The organism is Dapis hubbardiae BLCC-M172 (assembly GCF_050016015.1).
Taxonomy (GTDB): domain Bacteria; phylum Cyanobacteriota; class Cyanobacteriia; order Cyanobacteriales; family Microcoleaceae; genus Trichodesmium.
In genome coordinates this window covers 76,052-94,878 of record NZ_JBNHEQ010000202.1, presented here as the reverse complement: position 1 = coordinate 94,878, position 18,827 = coordinate 76,052, and the positions used below count along the sequence as shown (strand labels likewise).

Genomic DNA, 18,827 nt, shown 5'->3' with positions numbered 1-18,827 from the left:
ATTTATAGGAACAACTCTAATATTAATGGGAAAACAAAGTAATGTGCTTCCTAGAGAATGGTTAAAATTAGGAGTAAGTTAGGAATAATTTACCGAAATATTGTGGTTTAAAGCCTCCCCTTTTAAGGGGATAATAAATAAAAATTTTCCTGTTTGTCAATCCTCTCATTTTCAAGGAGAGGTAATTCTAAATTCTTAATTCTAAATTCTTAATTCTTGAACTTTGCTACTAGATTTGAATAGGGTGAGTTATGCTATTGCTAACAGCACCCTACTAATTCCTGAATCCTCAATTAATCAATTCTCAAATTAAACGGTAAACGAGTATAAATCCCATAAGGATCGTTCATCGCTCTCAAACTAGCTAACTCCTGCTGTAACTTTTTAAATTCTGCCGTTAGTGGGTCTACAGGAGTCGTAGATATGTCAACTTCTACACCAGAAAGACTGCGGAAAATCCGTTGCTCCAAACTACGAGACTTAGGATATTCCTCAACTTTCCAACTATCCCCCAGTTCAGCTTTTTCCGCAGCAACTTTAATAGCAACTTCTATCCCACCAATCTCATCAACCAAACCTAACTCTTGAGCATCAGCACCAGACCATACCCTACCTTGAGCAATTTCCGCTACTTTTTCCTTTGCTAAATTACGAGCAGTTGCCACATTTGTAATAAACCGCTCGTAAATTGAATCCACCATCTTTTGAATCAATACTAACTCCTCTTCAGTTTTAGGACGAGAAGTAGTATTCAAATCTGCAAACTTACCAACTTTCACCACATCCCAAGTAATTCCATTTTCATTAGCTACTTCTTGAACATTGAACAACACACCAAAAACCCCTATTGAACCAGTAACAGTAGTAGGTTCAGCAACTATTCGATCTGCATTCATCGAAATCCAATACCCGCCAGAAGCAGCGATATTACCCATAGATACAACCACAGGTTTTTCCTCACTAATAAGCTTGACTTCCCTACCAATAACTTCTGATGCTGATGCACTACCACCTGGACTATTAACTCGCAACACCACTGCCTTAACCTTGTCGTCAAATCGTAGCTTTCGCAATTCCTTTGCTACGCGATCGCCTCCTACCTGTCTGGGAGTACCAGTACCATTAACTATTTCTCCTTCAGCATAAACTACAGCAATTTTATTGTTGCTTTTAACATTGTTACTAAGACCTTCTGCAACTTTTGGTACTTTGCCATAGTTGTTGAGACTAACTTGTGTAAAAGTTTTATCTTCCTCTTCTTTACCAGTTAGTTGTTTAAGTTTTGTCAACACTTCATCGTAATAGGCAACTCTATCTACTAACTTAGTTTCTAAACTGGTATTCGCTATCAATAGACCCTGATTATCAGCGATCGCTTGTAACTGCTGTGTTGTTAACCCTCGACTTGTAGAAATTGTTTGCAGATATTGACCCCAAATATTCTGTAATAATTGGAGAGTTTGCTGTCGGTTTTCCGGACTCATTTTTTCTAGGATAAAGGGTTCAACGGCAGACTTATATTTACCCACTCTCGTTACCTGAACTCCGATGCCAAATTTATCCAAAGCCCCAGTCAAAAACATAGTTTGAGAACTTAAACCATTGAACTCAAGGGCACCAAAAGGATTAATCACAACTTCATCTGCTACCGAAGCTAGATAATATTCTCTTTCTGTCCAGTCCATATCATAAGCAATAATAGTTTTGCCAGTGTCTCGGAACCGTTGAAGTGCTTGCCGTATTTCTTGTAGATTTGCTAATCCTGTTGCTCCTGGAGTGTTGCTACCTTTAATGTAAATGCCGATTATTTTTTCATCTTGGGCAGCAGCATTGAGAGTATTAATTACTGTTCGGAGGGTCATGGTTGTCGGTTGGTCGCTGGATAAAGCTTCTTGGAGTGCTTCCCCAGTGGAGGATATGGGTCGAGTATCTGTAATATTTGTACCGAGATCGAAGACTAAGATTGATTTGTCTTTAACTTGTGGACCTACATCTTTAGTTTTGCTGGCGATCGAAGCAACAAAAAATATTAGTCCGCCGAATCCGAGGCCGATAATTACAGTAATTCCTAGTATGCTACCAATTAGACTGGCAAATGTGTATTTGAAGAAATCCTTCATTTTTCTAGTAAGAGTTGTTAATGTGGGAAACTAACTAATGGTATTAGTTTATATTTATCCTAACTAAAAAATATAAAAAACTTTGCCAAATTTACTGACTGCATTAAATTTTAAATTACTACAAATTTTTAAGTGAAAAAATATACATATTAATATCAATATTTGTACATCACTAAATCTTTTCTTTCTATGAAAAATCTACAGCAAAAGTACATTTTTAGCTTGGGCAATTTAATTCAGCAAATAAAGAAAATCTGTTCTAGCAAAATATTCTGATTCTTAATTTTTCTCAATAGTTGTTACAGCAGATTCAACCTTAAGTAAGGTACAACTGTGACAGACAATATGCCTGTTCTAAAAAAGTTTTATCTTTAATATGTGTACCTCACATACCTAGAATTTGCTCTATCTATTAGACCTCTCCGAAAAAGATATAGATTTTTTCGAGGAGTAGGGAACAGGGAACAGGGAAGGGGGAACAGGGAAGATATTTTTACTAAAAAGGCATGAAAAAGGATTTTTTATGGTAACTTTTTCTTTCTTTAGCCGATCTAACTCAAAGGTTTATTTATTTTCCGGAGATTTCTATTCAATACTTACTACATTCTTGAGTTTAATTTTTCCAAAGTTTCTGATTTTTTTAGTTCAGATAAGTCAGAATTACCTGTACAAAATAGAACTGTAGTTATTTCTGCAATTAATATATCTACTAATAAATTTAGAGATTCTTCTGATTCGACTGCTGCTTGGAGAAATGGCCAAGCTAATCCACCTAAGTCTGCACCAAGAGCGATCGCCTTTGCCACGTCTAACCCATTTCGTAAACCTCCAGAAGCAATTAAAGGAATCTCTGAGTTAAAGGTGCGGATAGCAGTTATACATTCTGCGGTGGGTAAACCCCAATTAGCAAAAGTATTTCCTAACCTACGCTGACGAGCATCTATAGCGCGTTCACCTTCAATTTTTGCCCAAGAAGTCCCTCCAGCTCCCGCAACGTCAATGGCTGCTACTCCAGCATCAATTAGTTTTTCAGCCATTTGCCTAGAAATGCCATTACCTACTTCTTTAGCAATTACTGGCACTGGAAGTAAGGAACATAACTTTGATATTTTGTCAAGAATACCTTTGAAATTAGTATCACCTTCAGTCTGAATGCACTCTTGGAGAGGATTGAGATGTAAAATCAGAGCATCTGCCTGTAAAATGTCAATCGCTTGTTGACACTGGTCAAGACCATAATCATAATTGAGTTGGACAGCTCCTAAGTTAGCAAAAAGGAGGATATCAGGAGCAAGCGATCGCACAGCAAAAGTATCAGCTACCTTGGAGTTTTCTACAGCTACCCGTTCCGAACCAACTCCCATAGCTATTTTATAGTGTTGGGCAACTTTGGCTAACCGATAATTAATCATTTTGGCTTGTTCAGTGCCACCTGTCATCGAAGATATTAATAATGGCGCACCGAGTTGTTTCCCAAGAAATTTAGTTGTTATATCTATTTCACTGCGATTTAGTTCTGGTAAACAGCAGTGGGTAAAACGGTAACGGTCTAACCCATTGGTCGTGTTGTTAAATTGGACATCTGATTCTAAACAGATTCGTAGATGCTCTGCTTTGCGGGATTCAGTTTGTGAGATTGAGTTCATCAGTTTTGTAATTACAAATTTACACAGAAGTTTATTAAAAAAACTTATTTATCTCAATATACTATCTATAAAGTAATTAGCAAATTGGGCATAACCATTTTGGATAACTAGACAGGACTTACCCAAAATAAATATTTTACATATTTTACATTAGAGAATTTATTGAGTTAGGCAACTCTTACTGTGCTTCTAGTATCTCTAGGTAAGTCCTGAAAGATTTACTTTCTTAGAGTATGCAACGACCATTCCCGATAACTGAGTCTACTTCTCTAGCAATATCCTGGTAGTCGTAATAACCAGAAGTAACCCATAAATTGTAATACTCAGTCAACCCTGTATATTGATTAATCATTTTTATTTTTATAAACTTAACCAGTAAATCACAAAAAATAGTAATAGTAAAAGTGCATATCCTATACTATTTGTTAAAAAAGTATAGTAGTTACTTAAGCTACTATCTACCATTATTGTGCTTGACTACCATATCACTCTATTATTCTTTAGAGCAAATTTACTCTAATAAAAAGGAACTAAAATGACAGAAAACAAACCAGAAATTACTATTTATACTGATGGTGCTTGTAGTGGAAATCCTGGCCCTGGTGGTTATGGTATTGTTCTCTTATCTGCTGGTAAACAACGCCAAGAATTCTCTAGAGGTTATAAATTAACTACTAATAACCGTATGGAATTAATGGCAGCAATAGTAGGATTAGAAAAACTAGAATTTCCCTCTATTGTCACCCTATATACTGACTCGAAATATATAGTTGATGCTGTTACAAAAGGTTGGGCAAAACGTTGGCGAGCTAATGGTTGGAAACGGAATAAAAAAGATAAAGCAATGAATCCCGATCTATGGGGAAAATTATTAGATTTATGCGATAAACATGAAGTTGAATTTTCTTGGGTACGGGGTCATTCTGGAAATATAGAAAATGAGCGTTGCGATAAATTAGCAGTGGCAGCATCTCAACAAGTAGATTTACTATCAGACCTTGGTTATAAATAAGTAAAATTACAGAAATTATGATTAAATAAATAAAATTTTGTTACTAGAGAAAAAAAATGGGTTATTGCAATAACCCTGTTGATTTCTATTGAATGAGTCTGTAATAATTAAAGCTTAGTTAGGTCAAGATTCAGTTAAACGCTAATACTAATCATATTTGCTAACTCGTTTTTTAATTAATAAGTCAATAGCCACCTCAGTATTGGGGTGGTTATTTTAATATTAGTTATATGATGTCCGGTAGCATCGGTATTGTAAGCTCAGGGTAAGGAAGAAGGCTCATATTATCTAGGAGAGAAGGTTTAAAAGCCTGAAAAAACTTAAATTTCCTATAGATACTTATGCTTGAGTTTACACAAACGATACTAGCGGACATGATATTACAGCGGATTTCCAGATAGCATGAGTTACAGCTATTACAGGTAATATCATGTCCGGATAAGAGCGTGATAGAACTCCGTTCCGCTTACGCGACCAAAAAAACTTTCTTCTTTTTATACTTTCTTTCTCCTCTCTTCCCTCCTGACTCCTGGCTCCTGACTCCTGACTCCTCTCTCGTTTATTTATAACTATTCAACCGGACATGATAACTGCTACACGAGGCAACCTATTTTTAAAACCACAAAGAATTTCCCAGGAAATAGTTCCTAAACTATTTGCCCAGTCTTCAGCAGAAATTTGATGTTTACCAACCTCTCCCAATAAAGTTACCACTTCACCTGTTTCTAGATCGGGTATAGCACTCACATCCAACATCAACTGATCCATTGTAATAGCTCCCACTTGTGGAATTAGTCGATCGCGCACAATGACTTTCATCTTATTGGAAAGGTTACGAGCTACACCGTCAGCATAACCAATACCCACCACTGCCAAACGCATCTGCTTTGGAGCAATAAACTGATAACCATAACTCACACCAGTACCTGCTTCAATAGTTTTGACTTGTGTCACCCTAGCTTTTACTTGCATTGCTGGTTTTAAGTCAATTTTATCCTGTAGATGAGGTGCTGGATACAGACCATAAATAGCTAAACCCACCCGTACCATATCGTAGTGCAAGGCAGAGTCAGTTAATGTCGCTGCCGAGTTAGCTAAATGAAGTCGTATATCACCAGGAGAACTTTTTCCACCAATACCACACAAATCTATTGCTTCCTCAAACCTTTGATGCTGCTGTTTCATCACTGTTTGGTCTGGGTGATCTGCTGTGGCAAAGTGGGAATAAATACTAGCAATTTTTAAATTTGGTAACCCCTGCACAAATTTTACAAATTCCACTGCCTGTTGCCAAGGTGTTCCTAAACGAGACATTCCCGTATCCAACTTGAGATGTACTGGCATTGCTTCAGTGTAGTGGGAAAGAGTTTCTGAAAAAACTAGAGCTTGTTGAGGCGTGCAAATAGTTGGTTGTAGTTGCCAGTGAGCGATCGCTTGAATTTGTTCATGTCGATCTGTTGCACCTAAAATTAAAATTGGCGCTTCAACTCCAGCTAACCTTAATTCTATTCCCTCTGGCACCGTTGCTACTGCCAACCAATCTGCACCAGCTTCTAAAATAGTTTGAGATACTTTACACGCTCCATGTCCATAAGCATCCGCTTTTACCACTCCCATTAATTGAGTTTTATCTGATAAAAGGCTCTTAATTTGTTGGACATTATAAGTCAATGCCTGATCGTTAATTTCTACCCATGCTCTTTGACAAATACCTCCATAAGCATCACTTTCTATTGCTCCTTGATTTAAACTTTCTGTTGCCAGAGTTTTAAAAGAGGCATTTTCCCAGCTCAACATTTTCACTCACTCCTCAATCAGTTCAATTTTTTATTTATTAAAACAATCTACTGCCAAAATTTATCAAATCAGGTTGTATATAAGAAAATCAAAAAGATTATTTTTAAAAAACTAAAAAAATATATAGCAGGGAATAGGGAATAGGAAATAGTGGAAAAAAACTTCTTAGTCTAAGATTCATCATCGGTCTATTTCCTGACTAATTCTTTCTTAGCTATATTTTTAGACTTATAAAATTTAGTGGAAAATTGCTTAACTCTAAACTTTTGTCCCCAGAAATATTAATTGTGCTAATATCTGAGAAAATATTCTCTTTTCAGAAATATCAATGGCCAATGTTTTAGTGTTGAACGCTTCTTATGAACCGCTCAATATCACGAGTTGGCGACGAGCGATCGTCTTGTTACTCAAAGGTAAAGCGGAGCAAATTGAACATAACGGAACATACCTTCTTCCAGATATTCCGTTACCAACAGTCATCCGACTGCGCTACTATGTCCGAGTTCCTTACAAAGATATTCCTTTAACACGCCGAAATATTATGCACCGAGATGGTCATTCCTGTCAATACTGTGGTTATGTGGGTGATGATTTGACTTTAGATCATGTAGTACCACGATCGCGTGGTGGAGGTGATACTTGGGACAACCTTGTGACTGCTTGTGTTCGCTGTAATGTACGAAAAGGAAGTCGTACTCCTAGAGAGGCTAATATGACTTTGCATTATCCTCCTCGAAAACCCCATAGTGGTCTTTACTTTGAATTGACTAAACACGTTAAAAGTGGTAATAACAAAGAATGGCGAAAATATGTTATTGGTATGTGAAACCCCTGCCCATCTGAGCGCAGGGGTTTTTTGTATCAAAAGAGGGAGTAGGGGGAAATAATTAATGATTTATAGAACCCCTGAAGGGATCTATTTAAAATTATAGATTGAGGGTAGGGGAGTAGGGGAGATGGTTTAAATTCTACCTTTTTTCTATATTCTCCATCTCCTGACTACTGTACTGGCGATTTCCTACGGAATGCTACCTCTTGCAGAGGAGCTGCGCTAACGCTAACGCGTTTGCGTTAGCGACAGCATTCGGAACGAAATCGCCCCTACGACTCCTGACTCAAGAGCCAAAAACCCTGATCTTTGCGCAGATACTGTTAGGGCTTCTATATGCGATAATTGGTTTTACTTTTTATGATTGGAGATGTCTAATAGCCATCTTTTATTTTATCTATCAGTCATAAGTTATCAATACCTCCGGGTTCAGCCAGAAGTTTGATATCTGAAATTTCCTTTTTTATACTCTTGAAAAGGAAGGTTCGATTGGACATAAAAAAATCTCCAATCTTCATAACTACTAAATCTTTGTGATTCTCGACTCCTAACTCCTGACTCCTAACTCCTGACTCCTCTGTAAATTACCGAAAAATCAAGGTATAAAGCCTCTCCATTCATGGATAAAAAAGAAAAAAAATGCTTTTGCTCAATCCTCTTATTTATAAGAAGAGGTAATAATTAATAATTGTTGAACCTAACTACTCCCTACTCCCTAAAAATAGTGATTATGAGTACAAATGTTTATTTTATTCGTCATGGTATAGCTGGCGATAGAGAAAATTATGCCACAGATGCAGAACGTCCCCTAACAGAAATAGGCGATCGCAAAACTCACAAAATTGCTCAAAAACTCAAACAACTAGGTCTTAATTTCAATCTAATTCTTACCAGTCCCTTAGTTAGAGCAAATCAAACTGCTAAAATTCTTCAAGCTAATAAATTAAGTTCTAAAGTAGAAGAATTTTCTCCTTTAGCCCCTGGTGGAGATATTAATCTCTGGCTACAATGGCTAGAAACATGGCAACCTCAAGAAAACAGGCAATTAGCCCTAGTAGGCCATCAACCAGACTTAGCAAACTGGGCAGAAATTCTGAGCTGGGGAGAAGCCAGACAAGTATTAATACTCAAAAAAGCAGGCGTGATAGGTATTTCCTTGCCGGAAGTTGGTTCACCAGTAGGCAATAGTCAAATGTTTTGGCTCACAGCGCCAAAATTTTTACTAGATTAACCAGAATTGTTAATAGATTATTGTCAAAACAACAACATAACTAACCTAGTTGATAATGTAGCTTGAGAATATTCACATCTAATCTAAGTAAAGGGGATAGTCATGTCCGTCGTCTGCATCGAATTTAAGCCTGGTTTAGAAGGTGTTCCCGCTACCGAATCAAGTATCAGCTACGTCGATGGACAAAAAGGGATACTGGAATACCGAGGCACTAATATTAAAGAACTGGCAAAAAAGAGTTCTTTTCTAGAAACAGCATATTTATTAATTTGGGGCAATCTTCCCAGTAAAAAAGAATTAGATAGTTTTGAAGAGGATATTCGCTACCACAGAAGAATTAAATATCGCATTCGGGACATGATGAAATGTTTCCCGGAAACTGGACATCCTATGGATGCTCTACAGGCTTCAGCAGCAGCTCTAGGTTTATTTTATTCTCGTCGTGCTCTTGATAACCCAGAATATATTAGGTCTGCCGTAATTAGGTTATTGGCCAAAATCCCCACAATGGTAGCTGCTTTCCAGTTAATGCGTAAAGGTAATGACCCTGTACAGCCAAGAGATGATTTGGACTATGCAGCTAACTTTTTATATATGCTCAATGAAAAGGAACCCGATCCATTAGCAGCAAAAATATTTGATGTTTGTCTGACTCTCCATGCTGAACATACTATTAATGCTTCTACATTCTCAGCAATGGTGACAGCTTCTACTTTGACTGACCCTTATGCGGTTATAGCTTCAGCAGTGGGGACTCTTGCTGGCCCCCTACATGGAGGAGCAAATGAAGATGTGATTACTATGTTGTCTGAAATTGGTTCGGTAGAAAATGTTAGACCATATCTAGAAAAATGTTTTGAGACTAAGGCAAAAATTATGGGTTTTGGTCACCGAGTTTATAAAGTGAAAGACCCCAGAGCAATTATTCTTCAGGAACTAGCAGAACAGTTATTTGAAAAGTTTGGCTACGACAAATATTATGAGATAGCTTTGGAGATGGAAAAAGTTGTAGAGGAAAAACTAGGACACAAAGGAATTTACCCAAATGTGGACTTTTATTCTGGCCTTGTTTATCGGAAATTAGGTATTCCTAGCGATCTATTTACACCTGTATTTGCCATTGCTCGTGTGGCTGGTTGGTTAGCTCACTGGAAAGAACAATTAGTTGCTAATCGGATTTTCCGTCCTACACAAATTTATACAGGAGATCATAATGTTCCTTATACTCCTTGTGAAAAACGTTAATTTGTATTCTATTATCCTGGATAAGGTTATACTTTTTCAGTCAAGTCTAGTATAGCCAAGCTTATATCTAAATTATTAGGACTAAGACTCGGTATTGTTCTTACGAATGTTTATAGTTGAGGTTAATGAATATCACAATTAACATTTTTTATCAATCAAAAAATGAACGAATTGCCTACTGATATCCATCTAATAAACTGAAAACTAAGCATTCAGGCAAATATTAAATTAATTATTAGAGGAGTTCAATAATTGATAATTGATAATTACCTATCCCTTAAACGGATTGGATTGAATAAAAGGAAAATAGATTCATTGTTTCTCTTGAAATAGAAGGCTTGAAACCTTAATTATTCGGTAAACCGATATTGTCTCCCTACTTGAGGCTTTAGCATCACTTATGGGTGAAATAGGGATCTAGATGGGGTATGTTAATAGAGCTATTGTTATTCATATTTCATATTTGAAGTTATAGCGTTACGCATTAAGGGATTTGACATTTATAAATCCTGTTTGCGCAGCATGACCTAGGAAAACCGTTTGAAAGTATACTATTTGCTATTCTCTATTCCCTACCCCCTAGGGTTTAGCACTATAGAACCCCTGATAGGGATATATTTAAAATTATAGATTGAGAGTAGGGGAGTAGGGGATTGGGGGAGTGTGGAGAGATGGGGAGATGGGGAGATGGGGAGATGGGGTGTATTAGATATCTGCCACTCATCCCATCATCAAATCAATTATTACCCATTTTTTATCAATTAATTCTCCCTCCAACCTATTTTCTGGAGATACGGTTAGGGCTTCTATAGAACCTCTGAAGGGATTTATTTAAAATTCATAGATGGGGAGTAGGGGAGTGAGGGAGTAGGGGAGAGTTTAACATAGTGAAGCAAGGGAGCCATTATTCTACCTTTTTCCTCTATTCTATTTTTCCATCTCCGCCAATTCAGAATTGCTGAATTCTGACTCAAGAGCCAAAAACCTGGACTTTTGCTTATATTCCAAATGGGTTCTATAAAAGTAACATAATGTCAAAGTAATGTTACTAACCTGCTACTATAGCACTAGAATAAACTGAGCAATTATACTTAGTAGTTGATTGCCTGGAGTAATCCAGAAGATTGAGAGTAATTAAGTGCAAATATAATTAAGCTCCAACCTATGAGCTACCCTATCAAATGAACAATTAAATTAACTTTATCTAAATAAATAGACAGATTGTAAATGAATCCAGGAATCGATCTACAAAGAACATTTATTCAAGCCCTCGTAGATTTGGGCTTATCCTCAGAAATAGCTAGAACTCTATGGCTACCATTCCCTATGTTATTAATGATCGTCGGTGCGACTGTCGGCGTTCTAGTAACAGTTTGGTTGGAGCGGAAAATATCTGCGGCAGCACAACAAAGAATTGGTCCAGAATTTATCGGTCCTCTAGGAACTCTTGCCCCCCTTGCTGATGGTCTGAAGTTAGTTTTCAAAGAGGACGTTGTTCCGGCCAAAGCAGACCCCTTACTATTCACGTTAGGACCTGTCATTGTAGCTATACCTGTATTTCTTTCCTACTTAGTAGTGCCCTTTGGACAAAATTTAGTAATTACAGACCTGGGGGTAGCAATATTTTTGTGGATTGCTCTTTCGAGTATTCAACCTATTGGACTACTAATGTCTGGTTATGCCTCTAATAATAAATATTCTCTATTAGGAGGTCTACGAGCAGCAGCACAGTCTATTAGTTATGAAATTCCTCTGGCTTTAGCTGTATTGGCAGTGGTAATGATGTCCAACAGTCTCAGCACAATTGATATAGTTGAACAACAATCAAGTTATGGCATCTTGGGATGGAATATTTGGAGACAACCATTAGGGTTCATAATTTTCTGGATAGCAGTATTGGCAGAATGTGAACGTCTTCCTTTTGACCTTCCAGAAGCAGAAGAAGAATTGGTGGCTGGATATCAAACTGAATATACTGGCATGAAATTTGCTCTGTATTACTTAGCGTCCTATGTCAATTTAGTTTTATCTTCTCTACTTGTAGCGGTTTTATATTTGGGTGGTTGGGAGTCTCCAGTTCCAGTAGAACTTCTCTCTAACTTGTTTGGGGTGAGTGAAACGACTCCTTGGCTACAAATAATCAATGCCACCTTGGGTATTACCATGACCTTAATCAAAGCTTATCTACTCGTCTTTGTAGCAGTTTTGTTACGTTGGACATTACCAAGGGTGAGAATTGACCAATTATTGAACTTGGGTTGGAAGTTCTTGTTGCCAGTGGCTTTGGTTAACTTGCTATTAACTGCCGCTCTAAAATTAGCTTTTCCATTTGCTTTTGGCGGATAAATAAATAGCTGATTTGAGATTTTTTGATTAAACTGTATCTAAAATTTCAAATATATACCATCCACCAGGACGATTAAGAGATTCTCGCCTCTGTCAAACTTACTTCTTGCTGGGAATGTAGGGGCGAATGGCCATTCGCCCCTACCGACTTCTGACTTTAGCTATACTTTCGGTTAAAACTTCTTCCCCATAGTTGAAGCAGGAAATAAAGCTCAAATTTTTACTCTAAAGTTTTATAAAGCAAAAACCCATGTTCAAATTCCTCAACCAAGTAAGCGATTACGCTAAAGAAACTATTCAAGCTGCCAAATATATTGGTCAAGGTTTATCAGTCACTTTTGACCATATGCGCCGTCGCCCCATTACTGTACAATACCCTTATGAAAAGTTGATTCCTTCTGAAAGATTTAGAGGTAGAATTCACTTTGAATTTGACAAGTGTATTGCTTGTGAAGTTTGTGTAAGGGTTTGTCCGATTAATTTACCTGTAGTAGATTGGGAATTTAATAAACAAACTAAAAAGAAAAAGCTCAACCATTACAGTATTGATTTTGGAGTTTGTATATTCTGTGGAAACTGTGTAGAATATTGCCCTACTAATTGTCTATCAATGACAGAAGAGTATGAGTTAGCAGCTTATGACCGCCATGAGTTGAATTACGATAACGTTGCTCTGGGTAGATTACCATACAAGGTGACAAATGACCCAATGGTTACTCCTATGCGAGAACTAGCTTACTTGCCTAAAGGAGTTATTGACCCTCATACAGTTTCTCATACAGAGCGTCGTGCTGGTCTCCGCCCAGAAGAAATTCTGGAACAAATGGAAGCTGAAAAGCCAGCAGCAGAAACAACAGAGAAGTAATAGTTAGGGTTTGCTGAAAAAGTCTTTTTCAGAAGTAGGGGAGTAGGAAAGTAGGGGAGTATTTTTTTTGCTCTTGTCTGCCCAAAATGCTAAGTTTTTTAGTGTTTTATACTTAAAACCTGGCACTTTTTTAAACCTAAAAATGCATTTACCTTTATTGTTAATGATTTGAGGTTTAATCAGCAAGCCCTAGTTAAAGTAAACAAATATTTGTTAGTTATTAGTTATTAGTTATGAGATGCTTAAGTTAATTTTTAGCGATCGCTAACTAATAACTACCAACTTATAGTAATCCTAAATGATTTGTAAGAAAAAATTGTAGGGGTTTGGTCTCTAAACCCAAGGCAAAATTGGATGAAAAGACTAAACTCCTACGATAGAATGTTACAACCTATTTAGCATTTCTAGAACAAAATATCATTCAAAATTCAGAGATATTTAAAGGAATAAAAAGTGGATTTAGCACAAGGGGTTCAATTCGTTTCATTTGCTATCTTAGCTGTAATGATGATTGGGGCAGCTTTGGGAGTAGTATTATTTTCTAATATTGTTTACTCAGCTTTTCTTTTAGGTGGAGTATTTCTCAGCATTTCTGGTTTATACCTTTTATTAAATGCTGATTTTGTGGCTACTGCCCAAGTTTTGATTTATGTTGGCGCTGTTAATGTTTTGATTTTATTTGCAATTATGCTTGTAAATAAAAGAGAAGATTTTAAGGCTTTGCCTAATGCTTGGTTTAGAAAGGCAGCTACAGGTTTAGTTTGTGTTGGTTTGTTTGCTTTACTAAGTACAATGGTATTGTCTACTTCTTGGTCAATTCCTGTTAGTGGAGCTGTTGCTGAAGAAAGTTCAATTGTTTTAATTGGCAAGCACTTTTTTACAGATTTTTTACTTCCTTTTGAGCTTGCTTCTGTGTTTTTGTTAATGGCAATGGTGGGTGCTATTATTTTGGCTCGTCGAGATATTTTGCCTGATGAAGTACCAACTGATATTCCTCAAACACCTGTTTTAAGTTTGCCTGAACGTCCTCGTGAATTAGTTTCAAGTTCTAGGGAAATTAATGGATAATTGATAATGGATAATTTATAATGAAAACTATCTCTAATTATTAATTATCATCTATTGGTAAGTGCTATAAATAAATTAAAAGGTTTAAGAAGTTTATGGAATTGCATCTAGAGTATTTTTTGTTATTAGCAGCAGCACTTTTTTGTATAGGAATTTATGGTTTAGTTACCAGTCGTAATGCAGTTAGGGTGTTGATGTCTATTGAGTTACTTCTCAATGCTGTAAATTTGAATTTGATGGGTTTTTCTAATTTTCTAGATGCTCAAAATATTAAAGGTCAGGTTTTTACTGTTTTTGTAATTACGGTTGCTGCTGCTGAAGCTGCTGTTGGTTTAGCTATAGTTTTGGCAATTTATCGTAACCGTGACACGGTGGATATGGAAGAATTTAATTTATTGAAGTGGTAGTTTTAAAGTAAGTATTCAGCTTAAAAAGCCGAAAAATTCTAGTAGGGTGTGTTTAGCTAACGCACAACTCCGTTTTTTCCTGACGGAATGCTCCGCAAACATGTCGCGTTTGCGTTAGCATTCGGTAGGAAAGCGAAACGCTGCGCTTTTCATGTCGCGCAGTGTAACGCACCGACAATATTCGGGATAACTACAAACTACTAAACGGTGCGTTACGGCGCAACGTAACATTTAACAGTTCAACCGTAGTTTGTAGTAAGCGCCTAACGCACCCTACTGCTAAACTGCTATTAGCATTCAGAATTCAACTTTAGGCGATCGCCTTTTTTTCATAACTATTAATTCTCGTTGTAGAATAATTATAGTTACTGTGATAATAAGTTAATCACTAATAGCTAATAGTTGATAGTTGAGACGCAGCAATTCAACAGGAAATGGTTACATCTTAACACTGGGAAATGTTTAATTTGAGAAGTTTTTAACATTTCTCGGTTCGTTTTTATAGAACTATTTATTGTCCTAAAAATTTTTTTTACATACTATGTAAAGAAATATAATATTATTTGCTGAAAAATATTAAGCTTCATTACTAAACTGCAACACAGAGAGAATCTCTATGCTATCCTTCCTTATCAGAAACCAGCTCAAATAATTTAGGGGAGGAGAAAACTTTGAATTCAGAAACTAAAAAATATCCATCTTGTTCTTTACATCAAGATGTTAGTGAATATGTGGCTGACTTACAATTTCACATGACTTTACACGCTCGTAATTTAGTTCCTTCTCTTAATCAAGCAAAAGATGGTCGTGAGGAAATGTTGCAGGAAACTCAAGCTCATTTTGAAAAGTTGATTTCTAGACAGACTCTGTAATTATTTTTATATTTATTTTTATTGAAAAGCCTAATTTCAACTATCAAAAGAAATTGGGTTTTTTAGTTTCTTTGAAAACTTCGATGATATAGAATCTGATTGAACACTGGTCATTGCGATGATAGGAAGCAATCTCGTGAGACCCCTGAGATTGCTATCCATTCCGGAATGCTCCGCAAACCTTCCACGGTGTTACCGTCGCAATGACTTGGGTATAGTAATTATCCGGATTTGATATGACCTCATATTCTATAGAATCCATTTGGTATCTTTTACATTGACTTTCCTTTTTACAAAATTCGCTATAGCTGAGAAACAAAGCTTTGGTTGAATAAATAGTCATGTGTATAGGCGAGTGAATCCAGCTAAATTTTATAATATCACAAAAATTGTGAGGATACAAGGGAAAATCCTGTGCGAAATTTTTAGGTAGCTCTAGAAAATGAAAATGTTGGCGATTTTTCACTGAGGAGTTATAGATGGAAAAATTTGATGAGGAATAAACACTATATTGCTGGAGCTTCACAAAATGAAGATATTTCCGGTATTGTTCCTCAGAAGATTCCTGAATATTTCATTGCCTCTTAGTTAAGAAATTTAGTTGAATAAAAAGTCATACTTGTAGGCGAGCGACTCCAGCTAAATCTTATAATATCACAAAAATTGTGAGGATACAAGGGAAAATCCTGTGCGAAATTTTTAGGTAGCTCTAGAAAATGAAAATGTTGGTGATTTTTGATTGAGCAGGTTTATAGATGGAAAGATTTGATGAGGGAAAAACAAACATTTATGGGAAGCTCTTAAAAATGAAAAGATTGATGAGCGCACGATAAGAATTTTACTGTTCACCCTTTATACATCATTATCTGAAATATGCTGTATCTGAGAAAGACATCTAGATATTTTTATAGATGTCTTTACTTTTTCTCAAAATCTTTGTCTCAATAGTGGTTAGACATATTTTACAAGTTTTAATTATACTTTTCAGGTTATGTATTTTAAAATTTAAAACTTTGTTATCAATCCATGACAATAATATTAATGAATAAACTAACAAATTTTCAATACTTTCAGCGATTTTTCTCAATTTCGTGATATGGTAAATTGAATTATAATCCAAAGGCTTGTTATTGCTTAATGGAAAAATAAACTTGTAAATCCTTATTTTGTCGTTATTTTAGCTAGCGATATAGCTGCCGCTAGGCTCCGCCAACGCTCTTCATTGCTTGAAGGATGACTAACTAATTTTTTCCACCCTATTTAACTGGCAATTGACAAAAATACATTTATGTGTGTTGCAGAAATTAGCACTACATCAGGAAAAAATTAATAGTAGGAATAGAAGTAAGTAGGTAGGCACGAATAAACATCACTATGTAATAAAATGTTAAAGCAGTTAAAACCCTTGAGATTGCTATCCGTTCCAGAATGCTCCGCAAACCTTCCACTCCGTTCCAGTCGCAATGACATACCTGTAAATTTTTTCACCTACTTACTTAGACTTTTTACCAAATAGTTAATAATTAGGGCTTACTAAAAAAGTCTTTTAGGAGTCAGGAGCGAAAATAAATAGTTTAAATATCATTTATTGATTTGAATATCCATCTTTAATCAAAGGTAAATCTGGTTAAATGATTTTTATGACTCTGATTATTAGTACCGTTCTTTTTTCAAATTGCCATTAAACCTCAAAAAATATTAACTTGATAAATATTGCCAGAAAAATGATATGGTGACTAAGAAATAAAGTTTGAAACCTCCGCTTTCAAGCTGAGTAACTAATAACTAATAACTAATAACTGAAATGCCATATTACATCTCACCCAGATTCATAGATAAACTAGCAGTTCATATTACCAAAAATTTCTTAGACTTACCTAGAGTCAGAGTACCCTTAATCTTAGGAATACACGGAAGAAAAGGAGAAGGAAAAACTTTTCAATGCCAATTAGTATTTGAAAAAATGGGAATTGAACCTGTCACAATATCTGGCGGAGAATTAGAAAGTAAAGATGCAGGAGACCCCGCACGTTTATTACGTTTACGTTATCGAGAAGCATCAGAAAAAATCAAAGTACAAGGTCGAATGTGCGCCTTATTTATTAATGATTTAGATGCAGGTGCAGGTAGATTTGATGCAGGTACTCAATATACAGTAAATACTCAATTAGTAAATGCTACTTTGATGAATATTGCTGATAATCCTACTAATGTACAATTGCCTGGTAGTTATGATGAAACTCCTTTACATCGAATACCAATTATTGTGACTGGAAATGATTTTTCTACTCTTTATGCACCTTTAATTAGAGATGGTCGAATGGAGAAATTTTATTGGGAGCCAAACCGAGAAGAGAGAATTGGAATAGTAGATAGTATTTTTAAAACAGATGAACTTTCCCCTGGAGATATTGATAATTTAGTAGATAAATTTTCTGACCAAGCTATAGATTTTTTCAGTGCATTACGGAGTCGGATATATGATGAACAGATTCGTGATTTTATTCATCAAGTAGGTATTGAAAAAATTTCTAGACGGGTAGTAAATTCCACAGAAAAAATTCCAGATTTTCCTCAACCTAATTTTGATTTATCTCATCTGAAAGAATATGGAAAAATCATGGTTGGAGAACAAAAACGTATTCGAGAATTGCGATTAGTAGAGGAATATAATAAGTCTCGATTGTTCGGCGTTTCTCCAACAAAGGAACCGGAAAAATTCACGGCAAATACGCCAAATTATAATTATTCATCTCCAGAAGTAACTAAAGCTAATCAGTTAACTGAAAATCAGATTAATCATAGTGTTAAAAATAGTAATCTTAGTTTAGAGGTGAGGGAAAAAGTTCAAAAAATACTGGAAGATGGTTTAAAAATTGGGATGGAATATGCAGATAAACGTAGATATAAAACTGGTTCATGGAAAAGTTGCGGAAAAATAGAGAATGAGGGAGAAAAAGAAGTGATTGATGCTGTAGAAAATTGTTTAGCTGAACATCAAAATGATTATGTTCGTTTGATTGGAATTGACATGAATGTAAAGCGACGGATAGTAGAGAAAATTATTCATAGACCAAAGATATAATGAAGTAATATATCTAAGATTTAGAGAATATCTATAAAATAGGAAATTTAGTCAATGCAATTCAATAGGTTAGGTGAGAATAATTCTATATACAATCTTATAATTATTCTCAGAACCTAAAAATACCTTATATTTGAGTAACTTTTTAGATTATTTTTTATATACCAAAGATTTCACGAGGGATTTCCTATTGATTGATTCACTACAACATAACGTGAAATTATCAAAGCTAGATTTTTTTGATTTATGGAAGATTACCAAGCAGCTTTTCTAGAACGCTATTCTGATACATAAATATTAGATA

General features: G+C 35.7%; 14 protein-coding genes. 10 read left to right on the top strand and 4 right to left on the bottom strand.

All coding sequences use genetic code 11. From position 1 onward, the window contains the following. Positions 1–293: 293 nt before the first annotated feature. The 3 genes from sppA to ACP6PK_RS18680 all read right to left on the bottom strand — a co-directional run bounded on the left by sppA (position 294) and on the right by ACP6PK_RS18680 (position 4,118). Positions 294–2,120, bottom strand: coding sequence for a signal peptide peptidase SppA (sppA, locus tag ACP6PK_RS18690; RefSeq protein WP_426561606.1), 1,827 nt, complete (start codon positions 2,118–2,120; stop codon positions 294–296). A 599-nt stretch (positions 2,121–2,719) separates the two neighbouring features. Beyond that, entirely contained in the window at positions 2,720–3,766 is a 1,047-nt protein-coding gene (fni, locus tag ACP6PK_RS18685) for a type 2 isopentenyl-diphosphate Delta-isomerase (RefSeq protein WP_426561604.1), read from the bottom strand. A 226-nt stretch (positions 3,767–3,992) separates the two neighbouring features. Then, entirely contained in the window at positions 3,993–4,118 is a 126-nt protein-coding gene (locus ACP6PK_RS18680; RefSeq protein ID WP_426561602.1) for a hypothetical protein, read from the bottom strand. 183 nt (positions 4,119–4,301) lie between these two features. Between ACP6PK_RS18680 and rnhA the strand changes: the two genes are divergently transcribed. After that, positions 4,302–4,778, top strand: a complete 477-nt coding sequence (gene rnhA / locus ACP6PK_RS18675; RefSeq protein ID WP_094672405.1) for a ribonuclease HI — start codon at positions 4,302–4,304, stop codon at positions 4,776–4,778. A gap of 573 nt (positions 4,779–5,351) precedes the next feature. On the opposite strand, the gene alr is transcribed toward rnhA, so the two are convergent. Continuing rightward, entirely contained in the window at positions 5,352–6,575 is a 1,224-nt protein-coding gene (gene alr / locus ACP6PK_RS18670) for an alanine racemase (RefSeq protein WP_426561600.1), read from the bottom strand. A 328-nt stretch (positions 6,576–6,903) separates the two neighbouring features. Between alr and ACP6PK_RS18665 the strand changes: the two genes are divergently transcribed. The 9 genes from ACP6PK_RS18665 (at position 6,904) to ACP6PK_RS18625 (ending at position 18,523) form a co-directional block, all read left to right on the top strand. Continuing rightward, positions 6,904–7,401 (top strand): HNH endonuclease, encoded by a 498-nt coding sequence (locus ACP6PK_RS18665; protein ID WP_426561598.1) that lies wholly within the window; start codon positions 6,904–6,906, stop codon positions 7,399–7,401. A gap of 733 nt (positions 7,402–8,134) precedes the next feature. Beyond that, positions 8,135–8,635, top strand: coding sequence for a phosphohistidine phosphatase SixA (gene sixA, locus ACP6PK_RS18660; RefSeq protein WP_426561596.1), 501 nt, complete (start codon positions 8,135–8,137; stop codon positions 8,633–8,635). 102 nt (positions 8,636–8,737) lie between these two features. Next, positions 8,738–9,880, top strand: coding sequence for a citrate synthase (locus ACP6PK_RS18655; RefSeq protein ID WP_426561594.1), 1,143 nt, complete (start codon positions 8,738–8,740; stop codon positions 9,878–9,880). A 1,227-nt stretch (positions 9,881–11,107) separates the two neighbouring features. Next, complete coding sequence (nuoH, locus tag ACP6PK_RS18650) at positions 11,108–12,226, top strand: NADH-quinone oxidoreductase subunit NuoH (protein WP_094677410.1); 1,119 nt, start codon at positions 11,108–11,110, stop codon at positions 12,224–12,226. 250 nt (positions 12,227–12,476) lie between these two features. Continuing rightward, entirely contained in the window at positions 12,477–13,091 is a 615-nt protein-coding gene (ndhI, locus tag ACP6PK_RS18645; protein ID WP_426561592.1) for an NAD(P)H-quinone oxidoreductase subunit I, read from the top strand. A gap of 453 nt (positions 13,092–13,544) precedes the next feature. After that, positions 13,545–14,159, top strand: coding sequence for an NADH-quinone oxidoreductase subunit J (locus ACP6PK_RS18640; protein ID WP_426561590.1), 615 nt, complete (start codon positions 13,545–13,547; stop codon positions 14,157–14,159). A gap of 101 nt (positions 14,160–14,260) precedes the next feature. After that, positions 14,261–14,566: an NADH-quinone oxidoreductase subunit NuoK gene (nuoK, locus tag ACP6PK_RS18635; RefSeq protein ID WP_210407680.1), complete on the top strand. Its 306-nt coding sequence runs from the start codon at positions 14,261–14,263 to the stop codon at positions 14,564–14,566. A gap of 671 nt (positions 14,567–15,237) precedes the next feature. Then, complete coding sequence (locus tag ACP6PK_RS18630) at positions 15,238–15,438, top strand: hypothetical protein (RefSeq protein ID WP_426561588.1); 201 nt, start codon at positions 15,238–15,240, stop codon at positions 15,436–15,438. A gap of 1,804 nt (positions 15,439–17,242) precedes the next feature. Continuing rightward, positions 17,243–18,523, top strand: coding sequence for a ribulose bisphosphate carboxylase small subunit (locus tag ACP6PK_RS18625; protein WP_426561586.1), 1,281 nt, complete (start codon positions 17,243–17,245; stop codon positions 18,521–18,523). Positions 18,524–18,827: the final 304 nt, after the last annotated feature.

Coding starts and splice junctions, on each gene's coding strand:
- sppA (WP_426561606.1), bottom strand. CDS start 2,120: ATGAAGGATTTCTTCAAATACACATTTGCCAGTCTAATTGGTAGCATA.
- fni (WP_426561604.1), bottom strand. CDS start 3,766: ATGAACTCAATCTCACAAACTGAATCCCGCAAAGCAGAGCATCTACGA.
- ACP6PK_RS18680 (WP_426561602.1), bottom strand. CDS start 4,118: ATGATTAATCAATATACAGGGTTGACTGAGTATTACAATTTATGGGTT.
- rnhA (WP_094672405.1), top strand. CDS start 4,302: ATGACAGAAAACAAACCAGAAATTACTATTTATACTGATGGTGCTTGT.
- alr (WP_426561600.1), bottom strand. CDS start 6,575: ATGTTGAGCTGGGAAAATGCCTCTTTTAAAACTCTGGCAACAGAAAGT.
- ACP6PK_RS18665 (WP_426561598.1), top strand. CDS start 6,904: ATGGCCAATGTTTTAGTGTTGAACGCTTCTTATGAACCGCTCAATATC.
- sixA (WP_426561596.1), top strand. CDS start 8,135: ATGAGTACAAATGTTTATTTTATTCGTCATGGTATAGCTGGCGATAGA.
- ACP6PK_RS18655 (WP_426561594.1), top strand. CDS start 8,738: ATGTCCGTCGTCTGCATCGAATTTAAGCCTGGTTTAGAAGGTGTTCCC.
- nuoH (WP_094677410.1), top strand. CDS start 11,108: ATGAATCCAGGAATCGATCTACAAAGAACATTTATTCAAGCCCTCGTA.
- ndhI (WP_426561592.1), top strand. CDS start 12,477: ATGTTCAAATTCCTCAACCAAGTAAGCGATTACGCTAAAGAAACTATT.
- ACP6PK_RS18625 (WP_426561586.1), top strand. CDS start 17,243: ATGCCATATTACATCTCACCCAGATTCATAGATAAACTAGCAGTTCAT.